The following is a 17119-nucleotide window of genomic DNA, read 5'->3' as shown; positions in this document are numbered from 1 at the left end:
ATTTATAGTTTTGAGTATTGCTTAATTCTTCACTACGTCCGTTTCGTTTTTTGTGTTCTGTTCTGATGTTTCGGAATTTTGACCATTTGCTTTCAGGTCCCGTTTGGTATCAAGACGCCTTAGAAAGAAGTTGAAGGCCTCCAGACCTGCCAAGACGAGTAGCGTTGCAGCAACTGAGAGTATATACATACCTCCTCCACATGCCAATCCAATGGCTGCAGTTACCCACAAACCGGCAGCGGTGGTCAGTCCGCGGACTATGTTTTGGCTCTTATGAAAAATGATGGTTCCTGCACCGATGAAACCTATTCCGGAAACTACCTGCGCCGCCACGCGTGACACGTCCCAACGCTGTTCTTCTGAAGACATCGTTCCTGAAAAACCATACGCCGATACAATCATAAAAAGCGCAGAGCCTAATGCAACGAGAAAATGTGTTCTGAAGCCAGCCTCTTTGGCGCGATATTCGCGCTCCAAACCGATTAGACCGCCCAACATGGCAGCACAGAACACGCGTAATATGAGTTCTAATTGTATATCCATTAAAACGAGTTTTAAATGTATCAATCTTTTAGGAAGATGCCCTCTTTTTCTACAACAAGATGGTCCTTCATGTAACTAATTTCTGTTTTTTTACCTTCGATTTCTAATATAATCTTACTGCCCTTAACCTTATAGGTGCCATTTTCTTCCGTTTTGGATGAATGTCCTTCAATTATAGGCACGGTGCCGTCGGGAAGCACGTAAGTGGCAGGGTGCGAAGGCATTGACGATGAAGTAACGACTTTTACCTTTTTATTGTCCACAAAGTGAATAGTCTTTATCACAGTCAGAGTTCCGGCATCAGCCACAAAATATTCTTGCTTGCAACTCCATTTTGTTCCGCTTACTTTCGGCTTTTTCGAAATACATGCCCCGGTCATTGGCAGTGCTAACATTATCAGGCTTAATAATGCCAATACGGTGAATTTAGTGCTTGTTTTCATATTCGTTTTGTTTATTGTCTGGAAGATATTGTTCTATAACAAGTCCATGTGAAGAAGATAATTATTGCAAAAATAGTATTTCTTTACGACACATACTAACATTTATGACGTTTATTATCAAAATTTCACGTTTCCGCCCAACATAATAAGAAAGCCAGGTTGTCGCACACCCGCAATTTCATAATAACGTTTTGCCGTAAGGTTAGTCAGGTCTGCAAAAAGTTCAACATGCTTCTTCTGCCAGATAAGTTTGCAATCGAGGAGAGCATGTGTGCCATAATTCTTCAGGACGTCTGTTGGTCTGAGATTTTCATAAACTTGATAATATCCGTTGCGGTTCTGTATGCGCAATGTCCAATTTGCAGAAAATTCCTTAAATATACCATGCGAGAGCGTTGCTACAAATTTGTGTCTCAGATATTCCATGGCATAATTCGATTTGAATATCGGCATCTCGTCCCTTCGGTTCTGACTGATATAAGCATACGCGAGGGTGAGTCTTTTCAATGGTTGATTGTTTCCCAACAGATGATTGAAATCTAATGTAGCATTCAGCGATACCCCCATATTGTCGAGTTGGAAGTTGGCAGCATGATAGGCATCCGTTGCATCATACATCACCCAATCAATCATGTCCGTACCATGGTTGTAATACATTTTCAGCGATGCGTCGACCCATTCTGTCTTATAATTCATGCCAAGACGGAAAGAGGAGTTTTTTTCCGGGTGCAGCCCTGCATTACCCTCTTGCGCAACACTTTTGTACCAAAGATCGGTGAATGTGGGCAGACGCAGCGATTTGTTCCATGAGGCATAAAAGCGCCAATGCTTGTGTGGTCTGTAACTCACATCGATGCCTGGATAGAATCTGATTTTATGGTCGATAGCATTATTTCGTTCAGCCATCAAGCCAAAAGAAACAGTCCATTGGCTTAGGATGACATTGTGCTCGAAGAAACAACTCAAATTGGTTCTCGCGTCTTTCTTGGTATATTTCAACGAATCTTGACCAGGTATGCGGATCCACTGATGAGGTGGCATATCATGCCCGAGATTTCTGCTCAATAAATCTTCTTCGCGGAATTCTGCTCCCACGGAAGTTTTCCCGAGCATCCAATGCATCCAAGCATTAAGACCGAGCGTAAACACATCCGTCCTGTTGAAATTCTCATAGTCGTGTGTGTGTCTTATCCACTGATAATGGTCTGTGGACCGTATCCAGGAGAAAGAAGGTGCGAAATGTATCGTTCCATTGGTTTCTGCTGACAAACCGATATGATATCGCCTTGTGGCTTCCCACTGCCTGTTGTTGGCAGGGCTATAGAAAGTGTTTGCTCCGAAGTTTTCTGTTGATATTCCTGCCTGGGCATTGAGGCGTATTTCATCATTCAGGAAGTTGCCTTGCCAGAAAAGTTTGCTTCCTTCGAAATCTCCATTATCTACCGCGCCATCACTTCTCTGATAGGAAGTACTTACTGAAGACACAAAGGATTTCCATTTTCCTGTTAAACGTGCATCTGTTCTGACAGTACCATAACTGCCGGTTTGCACTCCAAGACTGACAGGATGATCTGTACTTTTTGTTACGATATTTATGGCACCACTGAAAGCCTGCGTACCAAAAACACGTGAAGCCGCACCTTCCAGCACTTCTATACGCTCTATATCATTCAGATTTACAGGGAAATTTGCTGCATTGTGGCCTGTTTGTGGATTATTGAAAGGCATTCCGTTGACGAGGATAGTCAGTTGGTCGAATGTGCCGCCATCAATGCATACGTCCGATTGAATACCAAAGCCGCCGCGCTGCCGGACATCAACGCCTGCGGCTAATTTTAATACGTCATTGATACTCGTGACTCCCGCTGCCGCAATGTCTTCACGCGTCAGCGTCATCACCTGCCTTGCCGCCTGGTCTGCTGTCAGTGGGGCTCTTGAAGCAGTTACTGTAGCCACACCGAGTTCTAGAGTGTCGGGCGTTTCTGTCCGATGTTCCGTAATCTCGATAATGCTGTTAGCACTCAACCTTGGGGCTGCAGTTGCCAGCGTTGCTACGCCAAGCACGCCAATTCGTACTTCGCGTCCCATGCAGGAAAACAGCGCCCACCCCTTACGACTGAAATGCTTGAATGTCAGCACCTTGCTTCCAATGTTTTTAGAGGTGTACATTGTAAAAAATAAAAATTGTAAAAAAGTCGTGCAAAAGTACATAAAAACGCGTTAATTTTGCCATGTCGCAAATTAAACTATCAAACAGTTTTAATATCAAATTGTTATAACCCCAAATAAACAATCATGAAAATCAAGTTAATATTAGCCATTTCTATTCTGATGATGGTGCCCGCGGCACTAAAGGCACAAGTTGTGCAGGATGGCAACTACAGGACGAGTGCCCATGTGCGTTCCGACGGCACCATCATGGACGGAAATTATCGCACCATCGGTCACGTGAAGAGCGACGGCACTGTGCAGGACGGCAGTTATCGCACCATAGGACATATCAAGAGCGACGGCACTGTGCAGGACGGCAGTTACCGAACCATAGGACACGTCAAGAGCGATGGCACAGTTCAGGACGGCAGTTATCGAACCATAGGACACATCAAGAGCGACGGCACAGTGCAGGACGGCAACTACCGCACGATTGGACACGTCAAAGGGGTGGACTGGAAGTATTCAGCCGCGTTGCTCTTTTTTTTCGGAGCATTTAAATAAAAAGCGCTCTATTCTATTAGATAAAAAATCTTTTACTATTTTTGCATAGAATAACAATAACATAAACGATTATTTTTATGGATCCGAACAAGATTGACATGTTTTTAATAGCGAACGGCAAGAAGTTTCCTGCAAACAAACTTGAATTTGTTCGCCAGAGGCTTTATGCTTTGCCACCTGAGAAAGAGAATCTTCCGTATATGGTTGACCTCAAAGACCCAACAATGATACTGATTATGTCTATCCTCTTGGGCGGTTGGGGAATAGACCGTTTCATGATAGGCGACATCGGTCTCGGCATCGGAAAATTGCTTACTGCCGGAGGTTGTGGCATCTGGGCTATCATCGATTGGTTCTTAATTCAGGATGCCACACGTGAAAAGAACTTTCAGGAGTTCATGATGGCATTAGGGTAAATCAAACTTTTAAGAATGTTTAATTCAAAGGCAAACACATTCCAGATGTGCTTGCCTTTTATTTTCCGAGTAAATACTCTGATCGTATGGTGCTTAAAGTCCAAGGCAAAATCGAAGACTAAATAGCTACTATATAAGACAAAAGCAGAGAATCTACGTTTTTTTCATTCTTTCGGAATGAAAATACATCGTTTTTAACTACCTTTGCCATTGATGAAGGACGATAGAGAATATTATCGCAGAATCAGTTCGGAGCGAACGGACAAGTTGTTTGTTCGCATTATGAACGCTGTTACGGAAAACAAGCGCTATCGAGGTGGAGACTGCACAGCATCAAGCATTGCAGCCGAACTAGGCATCAAAGCACGCGACATCTCGGCTGTGGTAGCCATTCAGACAGGTGAGAACTACAACACCCTGATTAACAACCTTCGCTTGCGCGATGCGTGCAAAATGCTTTCTTCGCCGAGTTACAATAATTACTCAGTTGAAGAAATCGGACTATATGCAGGTTTTTCTTCGCGCCAATCATTCTATTTGGCGTTTTCAAAGGCCTACGACATTACTCCACGACAGTATAGGTTGCTTCATAATAAGAAGCACTGAACTTTTCCAAACCGACAGAATATCACACTATATAGATATCATAAAAACATAGATATAGATGACAGAGAAAGAACAAATCCTAAACCTTGTGCATCGGTGTGTGGTGCCCGCCATAGGATGCACAGAACCCATTTGCGTTGCACTTGTTGTGGCTAAAGCGAAGGAGATTTTAGGCTGTCTGCCGGATAAGATTGAGGCGCGCCTCAGTGCCAACATCATCAAGAATGCCATGGGTGTAGGCATACCCGGCACAGACATGGCTGGTTTGCCCATCGCCATAGCCCTCGGTGCTCTGGCAGGAAGGTCAGAATATGGGCTTGAGGTTCTGAAGGATTGCACAAAGGAGGATGTGGAACGCGGGAAACGCTATACTTCTGAAAACCGTATAAAGGTTGTACTTAACGAAGAAACTTGTGAGAAATTATATGTAGAAATCATCTGCACTTCAGGCGATGGACATCACAGTCGCGCTATCGTGGCGCGTCAACACACCAATTTCATTCTTCTTGAAAAGGATGATGAAATCATCTTGCAAAAAGCGCTCGACAAATGCAAGGATACAGCGTGGGAAGAAGTAAGCCTCACGCTGAGAAAGGTGTATGATTTTGCCATGAACACCCCGTTAGACGAGATAAGTTTTATCAATGACGCGTGCAAACTTAATATGGCAGCAGCCCGCGAATCGCTTAAAGGCAACTATGGGCATTGTCTGGGTAAAAACCTGATGCGTCCTTTGGGGCGTGGCATTTTGGGCGACTCCATGTTCTCACACATACTCTCGAGTACAAGTTGTGCCTGCGACGCTCGCATGGCGGGTGCAATGATTCCCGTCATGAGCAATTCAGGCAGCGGCAACCAAGGTATTTGTGCCACCAATCCGGTTGCGGTGTTTGCTGAAGAAAACCACAACACACCCGAAGAGTTGACACGTGCCCTTATGCTGAGCCACCTGACTGCCATTTACATCAAGCAGCATCTGGGTACGCTCTCTGCACTCTGCGGTTGCGTAGTGGCATCCACAGGCGCAAGTTGCGGCATTACCTACCTGATGGGCGGTGGATATGAACAGGTTACATTCGCCGTGAAGAATATGATTGCCAACCTGACGGGTATGATTTGCGACGGTGCCAAACCGAGTTGCTCGCTGAAACTTACGAGCGGTGTGAGCACCGCTGTCCTGTCTGCCATTCTCGCCATGCTAGGCGAACACGTTACGAGCGATGAAGGCATCATCGACGACGAGGTTGACAAGTGTATCAGCAATCTTGTGAGCATTGGTGCAAATTCCATGAATGAGACAGACAAATGTGTTCTAGACATAATGACCTGCAAATAAAAAAACAGACTTTCTAACCGAAATGAAGCATATAATTGTCCTTCTGCTCTCAATACTGCCTTTCGCATCGTTTGGTCAAGCCAGACTCGATGCGCGTTTGCGTGCATTGGAACACCGACCTGCACAAACGGCGAGAAGGGCTCAGAAATCTATCTATGATGCCAATAATACCCTGAACGTCATCATAGAAACGGAGAATAGCAGCAAAGTGGTGGAAAGCATAAAAGCCGACGGCTTCGCTTCATTCAAAATCGACACAAGAACCGCCACTGCTCACATTCCGGCAAGTTACCTCAAGACACTGAAAAATGTCGATGGCGTCAGGTTTATTCATTCTTCACGCAAGAACCGCCTGCTTACAAACAATGTGCGCAATGCCACCAACGTCAATCTTCTGCATAATGGGACTGATCTTGAGACACCTTTCACAGGCAAGGGGGTAATTGTAGGTATCATCGACGAAGGTTTTGAATACCGCCACATTTCTTTCCTCGACGCAGAGGGCAACAGCCGCGTGCGCGCACTGTGGTACAGACACGGCCCGGACTCCATTCCTACCACGGAAATCCCAACAGGTGGCGACGACTATGACGCCGGCAGCCACGGCACACACGTGGCAGGCATAGCGGCAGGCTCCAAAGTGGGCGCACTACCCTACTATGGTATGGCGCCTGAGAGTGAGATCATCATGCTGCCATCCGACCTCGAAAATGCCGACTTGCTGGAAGAAATAAGTTACGTCAAGCAGTTTGCCGAGACAGAAGGAAAACCTTGGGTGGTGAACATGAGTTTCGGCACACTGATAGGACCTCACGACGGCAAGGACGTGTTCAGCCAGACTGTGGACAGAATGATGGGCGAAGGCGGACTGATTGTTGCTGCAGCAGGTAATGAAAACAAGGAGATGCTCCATGCTTCACACACGTTCACTTCGCCGAACGACACCGTCAACCTCCTCGTGAGAAAGAACTACGATGAAATATATCTCGACATCTGGGGACAAGATGCCGATTCCTGCCGCCACTTATCCTTAAGACCCTATTTCTATTCAGGAAGCACAAAGACATACCTTACTGAAACGCAGACAGAGGAAGTCCTCTTTGAGGACATTGAACCCGGCAACAAGAAAGAGAACTATTATTTCCACCTCGACAAGGACTTTCTGGGCAGCAACCGCTATTTCGGGGTTGAGATATGCGGAGATGCAGGTACTACTTTCCATGCGTGGACAGAAACAGACTGCGGCATATTCCATTCCCCCGACGCATCCTTCCTTTCAGGCGACGACAACTATCTGACATGCGATGGCGGTGCAAACATTCCGCGTGCCATTGCCGTGGGCAGTTATAACACCAAGAACTCGCTTACCAACATCAATGGCAACACCTTGTCATACGGCAGCAATTACCCTATGGGCGCCATGTCATCGTTCAGCAGCAAGGGTCCATATCTGGGCGACGGACTGAAGCCGACAGTAGCGGCACCCGGCGCATTGGTCGTTTCTGCATATTCCAAGTACACACCGGGGTTCTCCAAGACCGGCAGTTCGATCGTCACTTCGTTCACCAGAAACAACGAAACTTACTATTTTGGTTTCAAAGGCGGCACTTCTATGGCGTGCCCTGTCGTGACGGGCATCATGGCACTCTGGCTTCAGGCGTTCCCGCAGATGACGCCCGAGCAAGCCATAGAAATTATAGAAGCCACGAGCACAAAAGATGCCTACACCACGACCGAGCAGAGCGGTTACGGCAAGATAGATGCCTACGAAGGCTTGAAAATGGCTTTGCAGATGGCAGAGGCAACGGGCATTGCTTCATTGCAGAGCGGGCTTTCTCCGGTAACCTTGCTCAAGAGGCAGGACAACTGGAAAATCCTGTTCAACAACGCTCTTGACAGAGCAGAAATCATGGTATGCGACCCTTGCGGCAGAATTATCAAACGGCACGTTGTCATCAATCCCAGCCGCGGCGAAGAGACACTTATCAACCTGAATGATGTTCAGGCAGGAACATACATCATCAGTATCACAACACCGGAGCGCATAATTTCCCGAAAATTCATAAAAAAATGAAGAAACAGGCAGATATAGAAGAACGGTTGAACGAAAGGGGCATCAAACCTACGGCGATGCGGATTTTGATATTACGCACGATGTTGGAGCAGCCTTGCGCCTTGTCTGTGGCTGACTTGGAGGACGTGTTGGTAACGGTTGACAAGTCCACAATCTTCAGGACACTGACCATGTTCCTGCAGCACCACCTGGTACATGCCGTTGATGATGGCAGCGGCAAGTTGAAATATGCCGTTTGCAGAAACGACTGCCACTGCGGAGAGGAAGACTGCGAACTTTCCGACTTCCACATCCATTTCTATTGCGAACACTGCCGGCACACCTACTGCCTGAGGAGCGAATCGGTACCGGCGGTAAATTTGCCGGAAGGATTTGTCAGTCATAGCGCCAACTATGTGGTAAAAGGACTCTGCCCTTCTTGCTCAAAGACATAATTAAGACATTTAACTTTCTGAAGTTATCGCTACGCTCGGAGTTAACGAAGTTAACGAAGTTATCGACGATACGTTGGACCGATTAATAACAAAAGAAGAACGAAAGATATCAATAGCATTAACTAATGTCGTTAACTTCGAGCGAAGCGATAACTTCAATAACTTCGATAACTTCAATAACTTCAAGCAAGTGGAACTTGCGGAACTTAAATTAAGACATAATCAATTCATTCTTAACACTAACCTTTATAAAAATAAAACATTATGGCATTAGAAAGAACATTGGTACTCCTCAAGCCTTGCACCGTGCAGCGTGCACTTATCGGCGAGATTATCAGTATTTTCGAAAAGAAAGGTCTTCACATCGTCGGTCTGAAGATGATGCAACTGACTGATGAACTGCTCAGTGAGCATTATGCACATTTGTCCGAAAAGCCCTTCTTTCAAAGGGTAAAAAACGCGATGATGGTTTGCCCCGTCATTGCTATGTGCCTTGAGGGCGTTGATGCCATCGAAGTAGTCAGGACACTTGCAGGTCCCACAAATGGTAGGACAGCACCCGCAGGAACCATCCGCGGCAACTACAGCATGTCGTTCCAGGAAAACATCGTCCACGCAAGCGACGGCCCCGAGACGGCTGCAGCAGAAATCAAACGTTTCTTCAAACCTGAGGAACTGTACGAATGGACATCGAACAATATGTCTGCCACATACGCGTGCGATGAATATTGACAAGAAGGACCTACAAAAACTCAACCGGTCTGGACGAGGGCACTCCTTTCCAGACCGCTTTTACTTATAGGACACAAAAAATGCTGCATTGATGATGTGATGAAACTCCTAAAAAAACAGGATTTGAGTGCCACTCCGTCTTTGTAATCCGACTCCAGCATCTTACGATGAGTATCGGCACGCCATTGAGCGAAGGAAGCTTTCTCGGTTTCAAAGATTTATTGATGAGAATCCCAATCTAACCAATGCAGCGTTTTACCATTATGTCTAATGCAAAATTAAACATTTATTTTAACTTACGCAAAGGGTTTCATATTTTTTTTCTAAAAAAAACACAAAACGTCATTATTCGTAAAAGCGAGCCGGTGTATCATTATTTTTACGTATTTTTGCATTTAATGGTATTTTAAAAATATTATCATCAAAAATTGCATCACAATATGTTTCTCGCCCCTAAGATTTACCAGATAGACATTGGAAATGTATCATTTGTGCTTCATGCCCCTGCACCGCCAAGGAAGCATCACTGGGCAATCATCGGCAGTACTGAAAGTCTTGGGTCATGGAACGTGTTGCTGTCAAAGCCATTAGTGCGCGAAGAGAAAGCCGGAAGTCATCTGTTTGCGAAGACAGATGAGGAAAATATCGGTACAATAGAGTACAAATTCATTTTGCAGCACGACGATAACTATTCAGATGTTACATGGGAAAAAGGCGCTAACAGAAGTTTTTTCAACGACGGCAGCGGCAAGCCCATCACTCTCGAATGTTCGCTCACTCCTGAAAACATCGACTTCCCTCTCTGGCGCGGTGCAGGCATTGTTATTCCGGTTTTTTCCTTGAAGTCGAATGGCAGTCAGGGCGTAGGAGATTTCGGCGATCTGAAAATGCTTGTGGACTGGGCGAGCCACGTCGGCATGAGTGCCATTCAGGTATTGCCCATCAACGACACCACGGCGACCAAGACCTGGCGCGACTCATATCCTTACAACAACATATCTGTCTTTGCGCTACACCCCATTTATCTGGACCTGAGAGAATGGACTTCTGCGAATGACATCAGCAATGAAGGACCGCTCGACTATGACAAAGTGTTGCAATACAAAATGTCGTTTCTGCAGGACCTGTACAGAAAGAATGGGGCGAGGACACTAAAAACCAAGGTGTTTCAGAGTTTTGAACAAGAGAACCACCATTGGCTTCGTCCTTACGCCATCTTCTGCCATCTGAGAGACAGGTTCCATACTGCCAACTTCCGCCAGTGGGACACTTTTTCTCAATATGACGCCAAGTTATTGGACAGGTATCTGACTGAAACACCAAATGCTTTAAAATCTGTTCGTTTCTACGAGTTTGTGCAGTTCCTGCTGCATCGTCAGATGTCTGCCGTGCACGAAGCAGCCAATGCAAAAGGCATTATCCTCAAAGGCGATATACCTATAGGCATATCGCGCGACAGTGTGCCGGCATGGGTGGACGGCGGGTTGTTCAACTTCGACGGACAGGCAGGTGCTCCGCCTGATGCGTTTGCCAAGGAAGGACAGAACTGGGGATTTCCTACGTATAACTGGGAAGTCATGGCGAAAGACGGCTACCGGTGGTGGCAACTTCGTTTGCAGCATTTGTGCAAATACTTTGACGCCTACCGCCTGGATCATGTGCTGGGCTTCTTCCGGATCTGGGAAATACCGCGCAGCGAAGTTTACGGCATTCTGGGGCACTTCCGCCCTGCTCTTCCGCTGTCATCTGAAGAAATACGGCATTATGGCTTCAGCCTGGATGTCAGACCACTCAGCACACCTTCGTTCAGTTACGATGTTCTCAGGTCTGAACTCACTGCGGAGGAAATTGACACCTATTTTACTTACGACGGCGAGCGCTACCATTTTAAGGATAAATACACGTCTCAGCGCGACATAATAAAAGAAGTGAGCGATGAGAAACTGCGAGAAAGACTACTCCATCTCAGCACTGAAGTACTCTTCATTGACGACCCTGACGATAGCGGGAAATATCATCCGCGCATCGGTGCACAAACCACACGCCTGTTTGAAGAAATAAGCGAAGAAAACCGCAATTCCTTCAATCGTCTGCACGATGATTTCTTCTATCGCCGGCACGATGATTTCTGGGCTGCAGAGGCGATGAAGAAACTGCCTGCACTGCTTGATGCAGTGAACGACAGCGAGGGCAGCCTTCTGCCCTGTGCAGAGGACTTGGGCATGGTGCCGGGGTGCGTAAAGAGTGTCCTTGAAAAACTGGAAGTCCTGACATTGGAAATAGAGAGCATGCCTAAGATTTATGGTCATAGGTTTGCCGATGTATTGAACAATCCCTACCGCTCAGTAGCCACCATCAGCACACACGACATGCCACCATTCCGCCTCTGGTGGAAACAGGATGGCGAACGCACGGAAGCCTATTGGCACGAAGTGCTTCACGGCATGGGTAATGCACCGGAAGAAGCCACGGCTTCGGCGTGCGAGCAAGTGGTAAGCCGCCACCTGAACTCACCATCCATGCTCTGCCTGCTGTCGTTTCAGGACTGGACAGCAATCTCGCCCACCCTTCGATCGCCCAATCCTGAAGATGAACAGATTAACGTACCCTCCAATCCTTACCAGAACTGGAACTACCGCATGCATATCACGATTGAACAAATGGCGCTCGACAGTGCGTTCAGCGAGAAGGTGCGCGGACTGATTGAACGAAGCGGAAGATAAAAACTGCCCGAACAATAACGATTTTAACAAATAACACTATCATAAAACATGAAAGAACTGGAACTGAAGTATGGTTGCAATCCCAACCAGAAACCTGCAAGTATAAGTATCGCGAACGGCGAACTGCCTGTTACAGTGCTGGGCGGTCGTCCGGGTTACATCAATTTTCTTGATGCCCTGAATGGCTGGCAACTCGTCAAGGAACTCAAAGCAGCTACGGGTCTGCCTGCTGCCGCATCGTTCAAACACGTATCGCCCGCAGGTGCTGCTGTGGGTACTCCCATGAGCGACACATTGAAGAAAATATATTTCGTAGATGACATCGCAGAGCCACTTTCGCCCATCGCCTTGGCATACGCTCGTGCACGCGGTGCCGACCGCATGTCGTCCTACGGCGACTTCATAGCACTGAGCGACACCTGCGACAAAGCCACGGCTTTACTTATCAAGCGCGAAGTGAGCGATGGCGTCATAGCACCCGACTTCACAGAAGAAGCACTCGACATTCTCCGTGCCAAGCGCAAAGGCACTTACAACATCATCAGGATTGACCCTGCGTATGTACCCGATCCTGTCGAGACCAAGCAGGTGTTTGGCATCACTTTCACACAAGGACGCAACGAAATAGACCTCACGCGCGACGACCTTTTCGACAACATGCCCACAGACAACAAGGATTTGCCTGAAGCAGCCAAACGCGACCTGCGCATTGCGCTCATCACGCTGAAATACACACAAAGCAACAGCGTCTGCTACGTCAAGGACGGACAAGCCATAGGCATTGGTGCCGGTCAGCAGAGCCGCATCCACTGCACACGTCTGGCAGGCAATAAGGCGGACATCTGGTGGCTGCGGCAGCACCCCAAAGTTATGAACCTGCCCTTTATAGAGAACATACGTCGTGCCGACCGCGACAACACTATCGACATCTACATCTCAGAAGACCACGACGATGTGCTCACTGATGGTGCATGGCAACAGTTCTTTACTGAAAAGCCCGAAGTGCTCACTGCGGAAGAAAAGAAAGCATGGATAGCAAAGAACACGGGCGTTTCACTCGGCAGCGATGCATTCTTCCCCTTCGGCGACAACATAGAACGCGCACACAAGAGCGGTGTGGCATACGTGGCACAAGCCGGTGGAAGTGTACGCGATGACCACGTCATAGATACATGCAATAAATATGGCATCGCCATGTCGTTCATCGGTATTCGCTTGTTCCACCATTGATAGTTGATAGTTGAAAGTTGAAAGTCGTTAAAATCTAATTAGATATGCGGAAGGCTAACGAACAGGAAATCAATCAGGCTATTCACAGCGGCATAGTTTTCAAGGGTGCGCCTAAGAAACCAAAGGAGTCAGGCAACAAGGTGAAGACAAAGGCAAAGAAGAAAGCATACATCACAGGTGCACATGGTTCGGCATCGGCGAAGAAGAAAGCCGATATCCGACGAGCCCGTGCCAACAGGCACAAATAAAGCATATTGAACCCCAATCGGCACTAATGACTGATTGGGGTTCATATTGTTTATTATAAAGAAATCGACGGATACTATAATTGCAGACAGAGGTTTTCTGCGGCTAAAATAGTATTGGGGAAGATTGAAGCGGCTTCATCAAGGAGTATTTGTTCGTCAAGATATCTTGCAGAGAAGTGCCCTATTACAAGTCGTTTTGCATTGGCAAGTTTTGCCATTTCTGCGGCTTGTGCGGCAGTGGAATGGAAAGTTTCGCTCGCTCTTGCAGCATCGCAGTCAGCAAAAGTGGCTTCATGGTAGAGCATATCAGCACCCTGGAAAAGTCCGGCATTCTCCGGAACAGGCTTAGTGTCGGAACAATAAACGTAAGTACGCGGTACATCACCAGGTGTCGTGAGTTGCTCGTGTGAATAGTATTTTCCATCAGGTGTAGTCCAGCCAGCGCCTTGCTTGATGTCATAGATAACAGGTCCGTTGATATTAAGAAAATCCATCATGTCTTTGCGTATATGCGCCAGTCCGGGCTTTTCGCGGAAGATAAATCCCACACAGGGTATCCGGTGATTAACGGGAAAAGCGGTTACTGTCATCGACTTATCCTCATAGATTTGCTCTACAGTATTTATAGGTATAGCATGAAATTCCACCTTGAATGAGAGGTGCTTGCAGAAAAAATCCAACTGCGACCTAAGGATAGGTTCAAAATCTGCGAAGGCATGGACGTGAAGGGTGGCAGTCCTTGCTATAAGTCCAAAGGTCGAGATAAGCCCCATCAGACCAAAGCAATGGTCGCCGTGGAGATGGGATATGAAAATGTGGTTCAGTTTGGAGAATTTGAGGCGTGATTTTCTGAGTTGCATCTGTGTACCCTCTCCGCAGTCTATCATAAAGAGTTTTTCGCGGATATTGACCACTTGCGAAGATGGAAAATGTTGCAGAGTAGGCAATGCACTGCCGCAACCAAGTATATTGACTTCAAATTTTTCCATAAGTGGACTCTATGTATTATTATGCCAATTCCACTACTGTTATACCTGCGCCACCGAATTGCACATGTTCATCGTGGTAACTCTTTACGCCACGTACCGAACTGACATATTGGCGAATGGCTTGACGGAGAGCACCGGTGCCTGTGCCATGCAGTATGCGCACCTGCGGATATTCCAGTTGTATGGCATCGTCGAGAAAATGCGCCACCTCATTCACCGCCTCGTCTGCACGCATGCCGCGAAGGTCGATTTCGGGTTTGAAATGCAGTTTCTTTTCATACATGGCATCGCGCGTCTCCTTAGAGAGGAAAGTGGCAACTTTCGATATAGTGTCTTCTTTAGGCTTTTCGGCAGGTTGCAAGCGACTTATCGGCACGTTGGTGTACATCATGCCAAAGAGCACACGTGCTTGTTTGCCAAGGATAGCCTCCACCTTGCCCAACGTGGTCTGCCCTTTTATGCGCACCGTACTGCCAACACTGATTTTTCCTGCAGTATCACGTGGCTGAGTGCCGTTAGAACTTGTCGCAGAAAGTTGGGCTGTAGCATCACCTTTTTTGTTCTCCTTATTTTTTCTTCGCTCCTGCCTTCGCTGTATTTTGGCTATTTTTCTGGCTATAGCATCATCCTCTCTGTTTTCAGCCTGTTCCACTTCGTCCTTGAACGATTGCAATTCCTGGCGTGCCTCGCGTGTACGTTCTTTCTCTGCCTGCGCCTCGCGTATGCTACGGATGGTGTTTTCTATCTTGGCATTAGTCTGGGAGAGCAGTTGCCTGGCTTCTTCGCGGGCATTGACCAACACGGTTTTGCGCTCATTGTTGAGTTTTTCCATCTCCGCATCATAGCGGCTCAAGGCGTCCTCGAGTTGTTTTTCCTGTTTGTGCACATTCTTTCGCTTCTTCTCCCAATACATCTTGTCGCGCACGATGTCTTGCAGATATTTGTCGGAGAGGATATAGTTTTCACCTACCATATCGGTGGCCTCTGCTATAACATCTTCGGGTATGCCGATTTTCCGTGCTATTTCTATGGCAAACGAACTGCCGGGATTGCCCACCTGCATACGGAAGAGGGGTTGCATCTCGCCGCGGTCGTAGAGCATGGCGCCATTCACCACAGTGGGGTAATTCTCTGCCACGCGTTTCAGGTTCTGATAGTGGGTCGTTATGATGCCGTAAGTATGGCTTGCCACAAACCGGTGAAGTATGGCTTCTGCGAGTGCGCCACCTATCTGTGGCTCTGTTCCTGACCCGAATTCATCAATCAGAAGCAGAGAATGATTGTTTGTGTGTTTCATCATCTGCTTCATGTTGAGCAGATGGCTGGAATAGGTACTCAAGTCGTCTTCCAGACTCTGTTCGTCTCCTATATCGATGAACATACTGCTGAAAACGCCCATCTTCGAGCGTTCGTTCACTGGTACGGGTAAACCGCACTGAAGCATGTACTGCAAGAGCCCCACGGTCTTCAGGCAGACTGACTTACCACCTGCGTTTGGTCCGCTGATGATGATGATTTTTGCCTTTTCGGGCATCTTTATATCGAGCGGCACCATCTTTGAGCCATGTTGCATAAGGCTCTTCTGAAGTAGCGGGTGTACGGCTTCCAACCAGTGTATCTGCGGACGGTTCTCCACGTTTGGCACAATGGCATTCCACGAGTCGGCTATGCTGGCTACGGCGTGAAGATAGTCAATATGGGCAAGGAACTTCATTGCTCCCATGATGTCGGGAATACGTGGGCGTACCATGTCACTAAGTTCCTGAAGTATGCGTATGATTTCTCGTTTCTCTTCACTCTCAAGTTGGCGTATTCTGTTGTTCGCCTCCACTACGGCTGTAGGTTCGATGAATACGGTCTTGCCTGTAGCACTCTCATCGTGCACGATACCCTTTATCTTTCGCTTGGCACTTGTCGTTACTGGAATTACGAGTCGACCGTCGCGCAATGTGGGTGTTACGTCGCGGTCTATGTATCCGGCATTCTGCGCTTCCTGAATGATGTTGCGCAGGCTGTGGCTGATGTTGCGAGTGGTCTGTTCTATGCTGTGGCGCACTGTGAGCAACTTAGGAGATGCCGTATCCTTAATGCGTCCGTATTTGTTGAGCACCTCGTCTATACGGTTCACTACATCTTCAAAACTGCCCACACTTTCTGCCAAAGCCATCAAGTGCGTAAATGGTGCATGTTCTTCACCATCGTCTGCACTCTGTCGCTTGAAAAGCGATGTCAGTTGGTCAACCGTATGGAGCGAACGCTTCAGGTTGAAGAGATTAATCTCCTCCATGTATGTCCGATCAGGGCGTATGTGCAGCACAGATTCCCTTACATCGAAAAAATTGGCTTCGTAGGCATCTTCATAGAGCATGGCAAAGCGCCTCAACTCCTCAACGAGTCCGAGTGCCTGCATCACATCAGCATATTTACTGCGGAACGTTACTTGATTATCGACCCACTCCGTACCGAGCGTACTCAAGCAGCGCCCCTTGAGCAAACGACGCACCTCCGTGAAGCCTATCTTTTTTTCAAAATTCTCAGGATAAATCATGCCCTTTTCCATTCAATCTGCAAAATTAGCACATTTATTTTTATTATTACAGAGGATTTTGCCTCGGTTTTTTAATATAATC

15 protein-coding genes are annotated in these 17119 nt (G+C 47.1%); 10 read left to right on the top strand and 5 right to left on the bottom strand.

Features of this window, described 5'->3' with window-relative positions:
* Positions 1 to 21 precede the first annotated feature (21 nt).
* The 3 genes from C7Y71_RS00325 to C7Y71_RS00315 form a co-directional block, all read right to left on the bottom strand.
* Entirely contained in the window at positions 22 to 543 is a 522-nt protein-coding gene (locus tag C7Y71_RS00325) for an MgtC/SapB family protein (protein ID WP_111899321.1), read from the bottom strand.
* Positions 544 to 563: 20 nt separating this feature from the next.
* Entirely contained in the window at positions 564 to 986 is a 423-nt protein-coding gene (locus C7Y71_RS00320; RefSeq protein WP_146739497.1) for a hypothetical protein, read from the bottom strand.
* Positions 987 to 1103: 117 nt separating this feature from the next.
* A complete protein-coding gene (locus C7Y71_RS00315; RefSeq protein WP_226943489.1) occupies positions 1104 to 3155 on the bottom strand; it encodes a TonB-dependent receptor plug domain-containing protein in 2052 nt (683 codons plus the stop codon).
* A 126-nt stretch (positions 3156 to 3281) separates the two neighbouring features.
* Between C7Y71_RS00315 and C7Y71_RS00310 the strand changes: the two genes are divergently transcribed.
* The 10 genes from C7Y71_RS00310 to C7Y71_RS00265 all read left to right on the top strand — a co-directional run bounded on the left by C7Y71_RS00310 (position 3282) and on the right by C7Y71_RS00265 (position 13500).
* The gene (locus tag C7Y71_RS00310) at positions 3282 to 3701 is read left to right on the top strand and encodes a 5-fold beta-flower protein (protein WP_111899319.1); all 420 of its coding nucleotides are present in this window, start codon (positions 3282 to 3284) and stop codon (positions 3699 to 3701) included.
* 77 nt (positions 3702 to 3778) lie between these two features.
* On the top strand, positions 3779 to 4117 hold the full coding sequence (locus tag C7Y71_RS00305; protein ID WP_111899318.1) for a TM2 domain-containing protein: 339 nt from the start codon (positions 3779 to 3781) through the stop codon (positions 4115 to 4117).
* Between the two features lie 213 nt (positions 4118 to 4330).
* Positions 4331 to 4723 carry a helix-turn-helix domain-containing protein gene (locus tag C7Y71_RS00300; RefSeq protein ID WP_111899317.1) on the top strand — a complete coding sequence of 131 codons (393 nt, stop codon included), beginning with the start codon at positions 4331 to 4333 and terminating at the stop codon, positions 4721 to 4723.
* 58 nt (positions 4724 to 4781) lie between these two features.
* Positions 4782 to 6059 carry an L-cysteine desulfidase family protein gene (locus tag C7Y71_RS00295; protein WP_111899316.1) on the top strand — a complete coding sequence of 426 codons (1278 nt, stop codon included), beginning with the start codon at positions 4782 to 4784 and terminating at the stop codon, positions 6057 to 6059.
* 22 nt (positions 6060 to 6081) lie between these two features.
* Positions 6082 to 8133, top strand: coding sequence for a S8 family peptidase (locus C7Y71_RS00290; RefSeq protein WP_111899315.1), 2052 nt, complete (start codon positions 6082 to 6084; stop codon positions 8131 to 8133).
* Positions 8130 to 8567: a Fur family transcriptional regulator gene (locus C7Y71_RS00285; protein ID WP_111899314.1), complete on the top strand. Its 438-nt coding sequence runs from the start codon at positions 8130 to 8132 to the stop codon at positions 8565 to 8567. The genes C7Y71_RS00290 and C7Y71_RS00285 overlap by 4 nt, the downstream gene beginning before the upstream one ends.
* Before the next feature lie 264 nt (positions 8568 to 8831).
* Entirely contained in the window at positions 8832 to 9299 is a 468-nt protein-coding gene (ndk, locus tag C7Y71_RS00280; protein ID WP_111899313.1) for a nucleoside-diphosphate kinase, read from the top strand.
* 440 nt (positions 9300 to 9739) lie between these two features.
* On the top strand, positions 9740 to 12022 hold the full coding sequence (locus C7Y71_RS00275) for a 4-alpha-glucanotransferase (protein ID WP_111899312.1): 2283 nt from the start codon (positions 9740 to 9742) through the stop codon (positions 12020 to 12022).
* Positions 12023 to 12070: 48 nt separating this feature from the next.
* Positions 12071 to 13252, top strand: a complete 1182-nt coding sequence (locus C7Y71_RS00270; RefSeq protein ID WP_111899311.1) for a phosphoribosylaminoimidazolecarboxamide formyltransferase — start codon at positions 12071 to 12073, stop codon at positions 13250 to 13252.
* 44 nt (positions 13253 to 13296) lie between these two features.
* On the top strand, positions 13297 to 13500 hold the full coding sequence (locus C7Y71_RS00265) for a hypothetical protein (RefSeq protein WP_111899310.1): 204 nt from the start codon (positions 13297 to 13299) through the stop codon (positions 13498 to 13500).
* 74 nt (positions 13501 to 13574) lie between these two features.
* Here the strand turns inward: C7Y71_RS00265 and C7Y71_RS00260 are convergent, their stop codons facing one another.
* Positions 13575 to 14489 (bottom strand): ribonuclease Z, encoded by a 915-nt coding sequence (locus C7Y71_RS00260; protein WP_111899309.1) that lies wholly within the window; start codon positions 14487 to 14489, stop codon positions 13575 to 13577.
* Positions 14490 to 14508: 19 nt separating this feature from the next.
* Complete coding sequence (locus tag C7Y71_RS00255; RefSeq protein WP_111899334.1) at positions 14509 to 17037, bottom strand: endonuclease MutS2; 2529 nt, start codon at positions 17035 to 17037, stop codon at positions 14509 to 14511.
* Positions 17038 to 17119 lie beyond the last annotated feature (82 nt).

The organism is Pseudoprevotella muciniphila (assembly GCF_003265305.2).
GTDB lineage: Bacteria > Bacteroidota > Bacteroidia > Bacteroidales > Bacteroidaceae > Alloprevotella > Alloprevotella muciniphila.
This window is presented reverse-complemented; position numbering and strand designations above follow the sequence as displayed.

What these genes read in the sequence shown, in the direction of transcription:
- C7Y71_RS00325 (WP_111899321.1), bottom strand. Translation starts at nt 543, where the DNA reads ATGGATATACAATTAGAACTCATATTACGCGTGTTCTGTGCTGCCATG.
- C7Y71_RS00300 (WP_111899317.1), top strand. Translation starts at nt 4,331, where the DNA reads ATGAAGGACGATAGAGAATATTATCGCAGAATCAGTTCGGAGCGAACG.
- C7Y71_RS00290 (WP_111899315.1), top strand. Translation starts at nt 6,082, where the DNA reads ATGAAGCATATAATTGTCCTTCTGCTCTCAATACTGCCTTTCGCATCG.
- C7Y71_RS00310 (WP_111899319.1), top strand. Translation starts at nt 3,282, where the DNA reads ATGAAAATCAAGTTAATATTAGCCATTTCTATTCTGATGATGGTGCCC.
- C7Y71_RS00270 (WP_111899311.1), top strand. Translation starts at nt 12,071, where the DNA reads ATGAAAGAACTGGAACTGAAGTATGGTTGCAATCCCAACCAGAAACCT.
- C7Y71_RS00260 (WP_111899309.1), bottom strand. Translation starts at nt 14,489, where the DNA reads ATGGAAAAATTTGAAGTCAATATACTTGGTTGCGGCAGTGCATTGCCT.
- C7Y71_RS00315 (WP_226943489.1), bottom strand. Translation starts at nt 3,155, where the DNA reads ATGTACACCTCTAAAAACATTGGAAGCAAGGTGCTGACATTCAAGCAT.
- ndk (WP_111899313.1), top strand. Translation starts at nt 8,832, where the DNA reads ATGGCATTAGAAAGAACATTGGTACTCCTCAAGCCTTGCACCGTGCAG.
- C7Y71_RS00255 (WP_111899334.1), bottom strand. Translation starts at nt 17,037, where the DNA reads ATGATTTATCCTGAGAATTTTGAAAAAAAGATAGGCTTCACGGAGGTG.
- C7Y71_RS00275 (WP_111899312.1), top strand. Translation starts at nt 9,740, where the DNA reads ATGTTTCTCGCCCCTAAGATTTACCAGATAGACATTGGAAATGTATCA.
- C7Y71_RS00285 (WP_111899314.1), top strand. Translation starts at nt 8,130, where the DNA reads ATGAAGAAACAGGCAGATATAGAAGAACGGTTGAACGAAAGGGGCATC.
- C7Y71_RS00320 (WP_146739497.1), bottom strand. Translation starts at nt 986, where the DNA reads ATGAAAACAAGCACTAAATTCACCGTATTGGCATTATTAAGCCTGATA.
- C7Y71_RS00305 (WP_111899318.1), top strand. Translation starts at nt 3,779, where the DNA reads ATGGATCCGAACAAGATTGACATGTTTTTAATAGCGAACGGCAAGAAG.
- C7Y71_RS00265 (WP_111899310.1), top strand. Translation starts at nt 13,297, where the DNA reads ATGCGGAAGGCTAACGAACAGGAAATCAATCAGGCTATTCACAGCGGC.
- C7Y71_RS00295 (WP_111899316.1), top strand. Translation starts at nt 4,782, where the DNA reads ATGACAGAGAAAGAACAAATCCTAAACCTTGTGCATCGGTGTGTGGTG.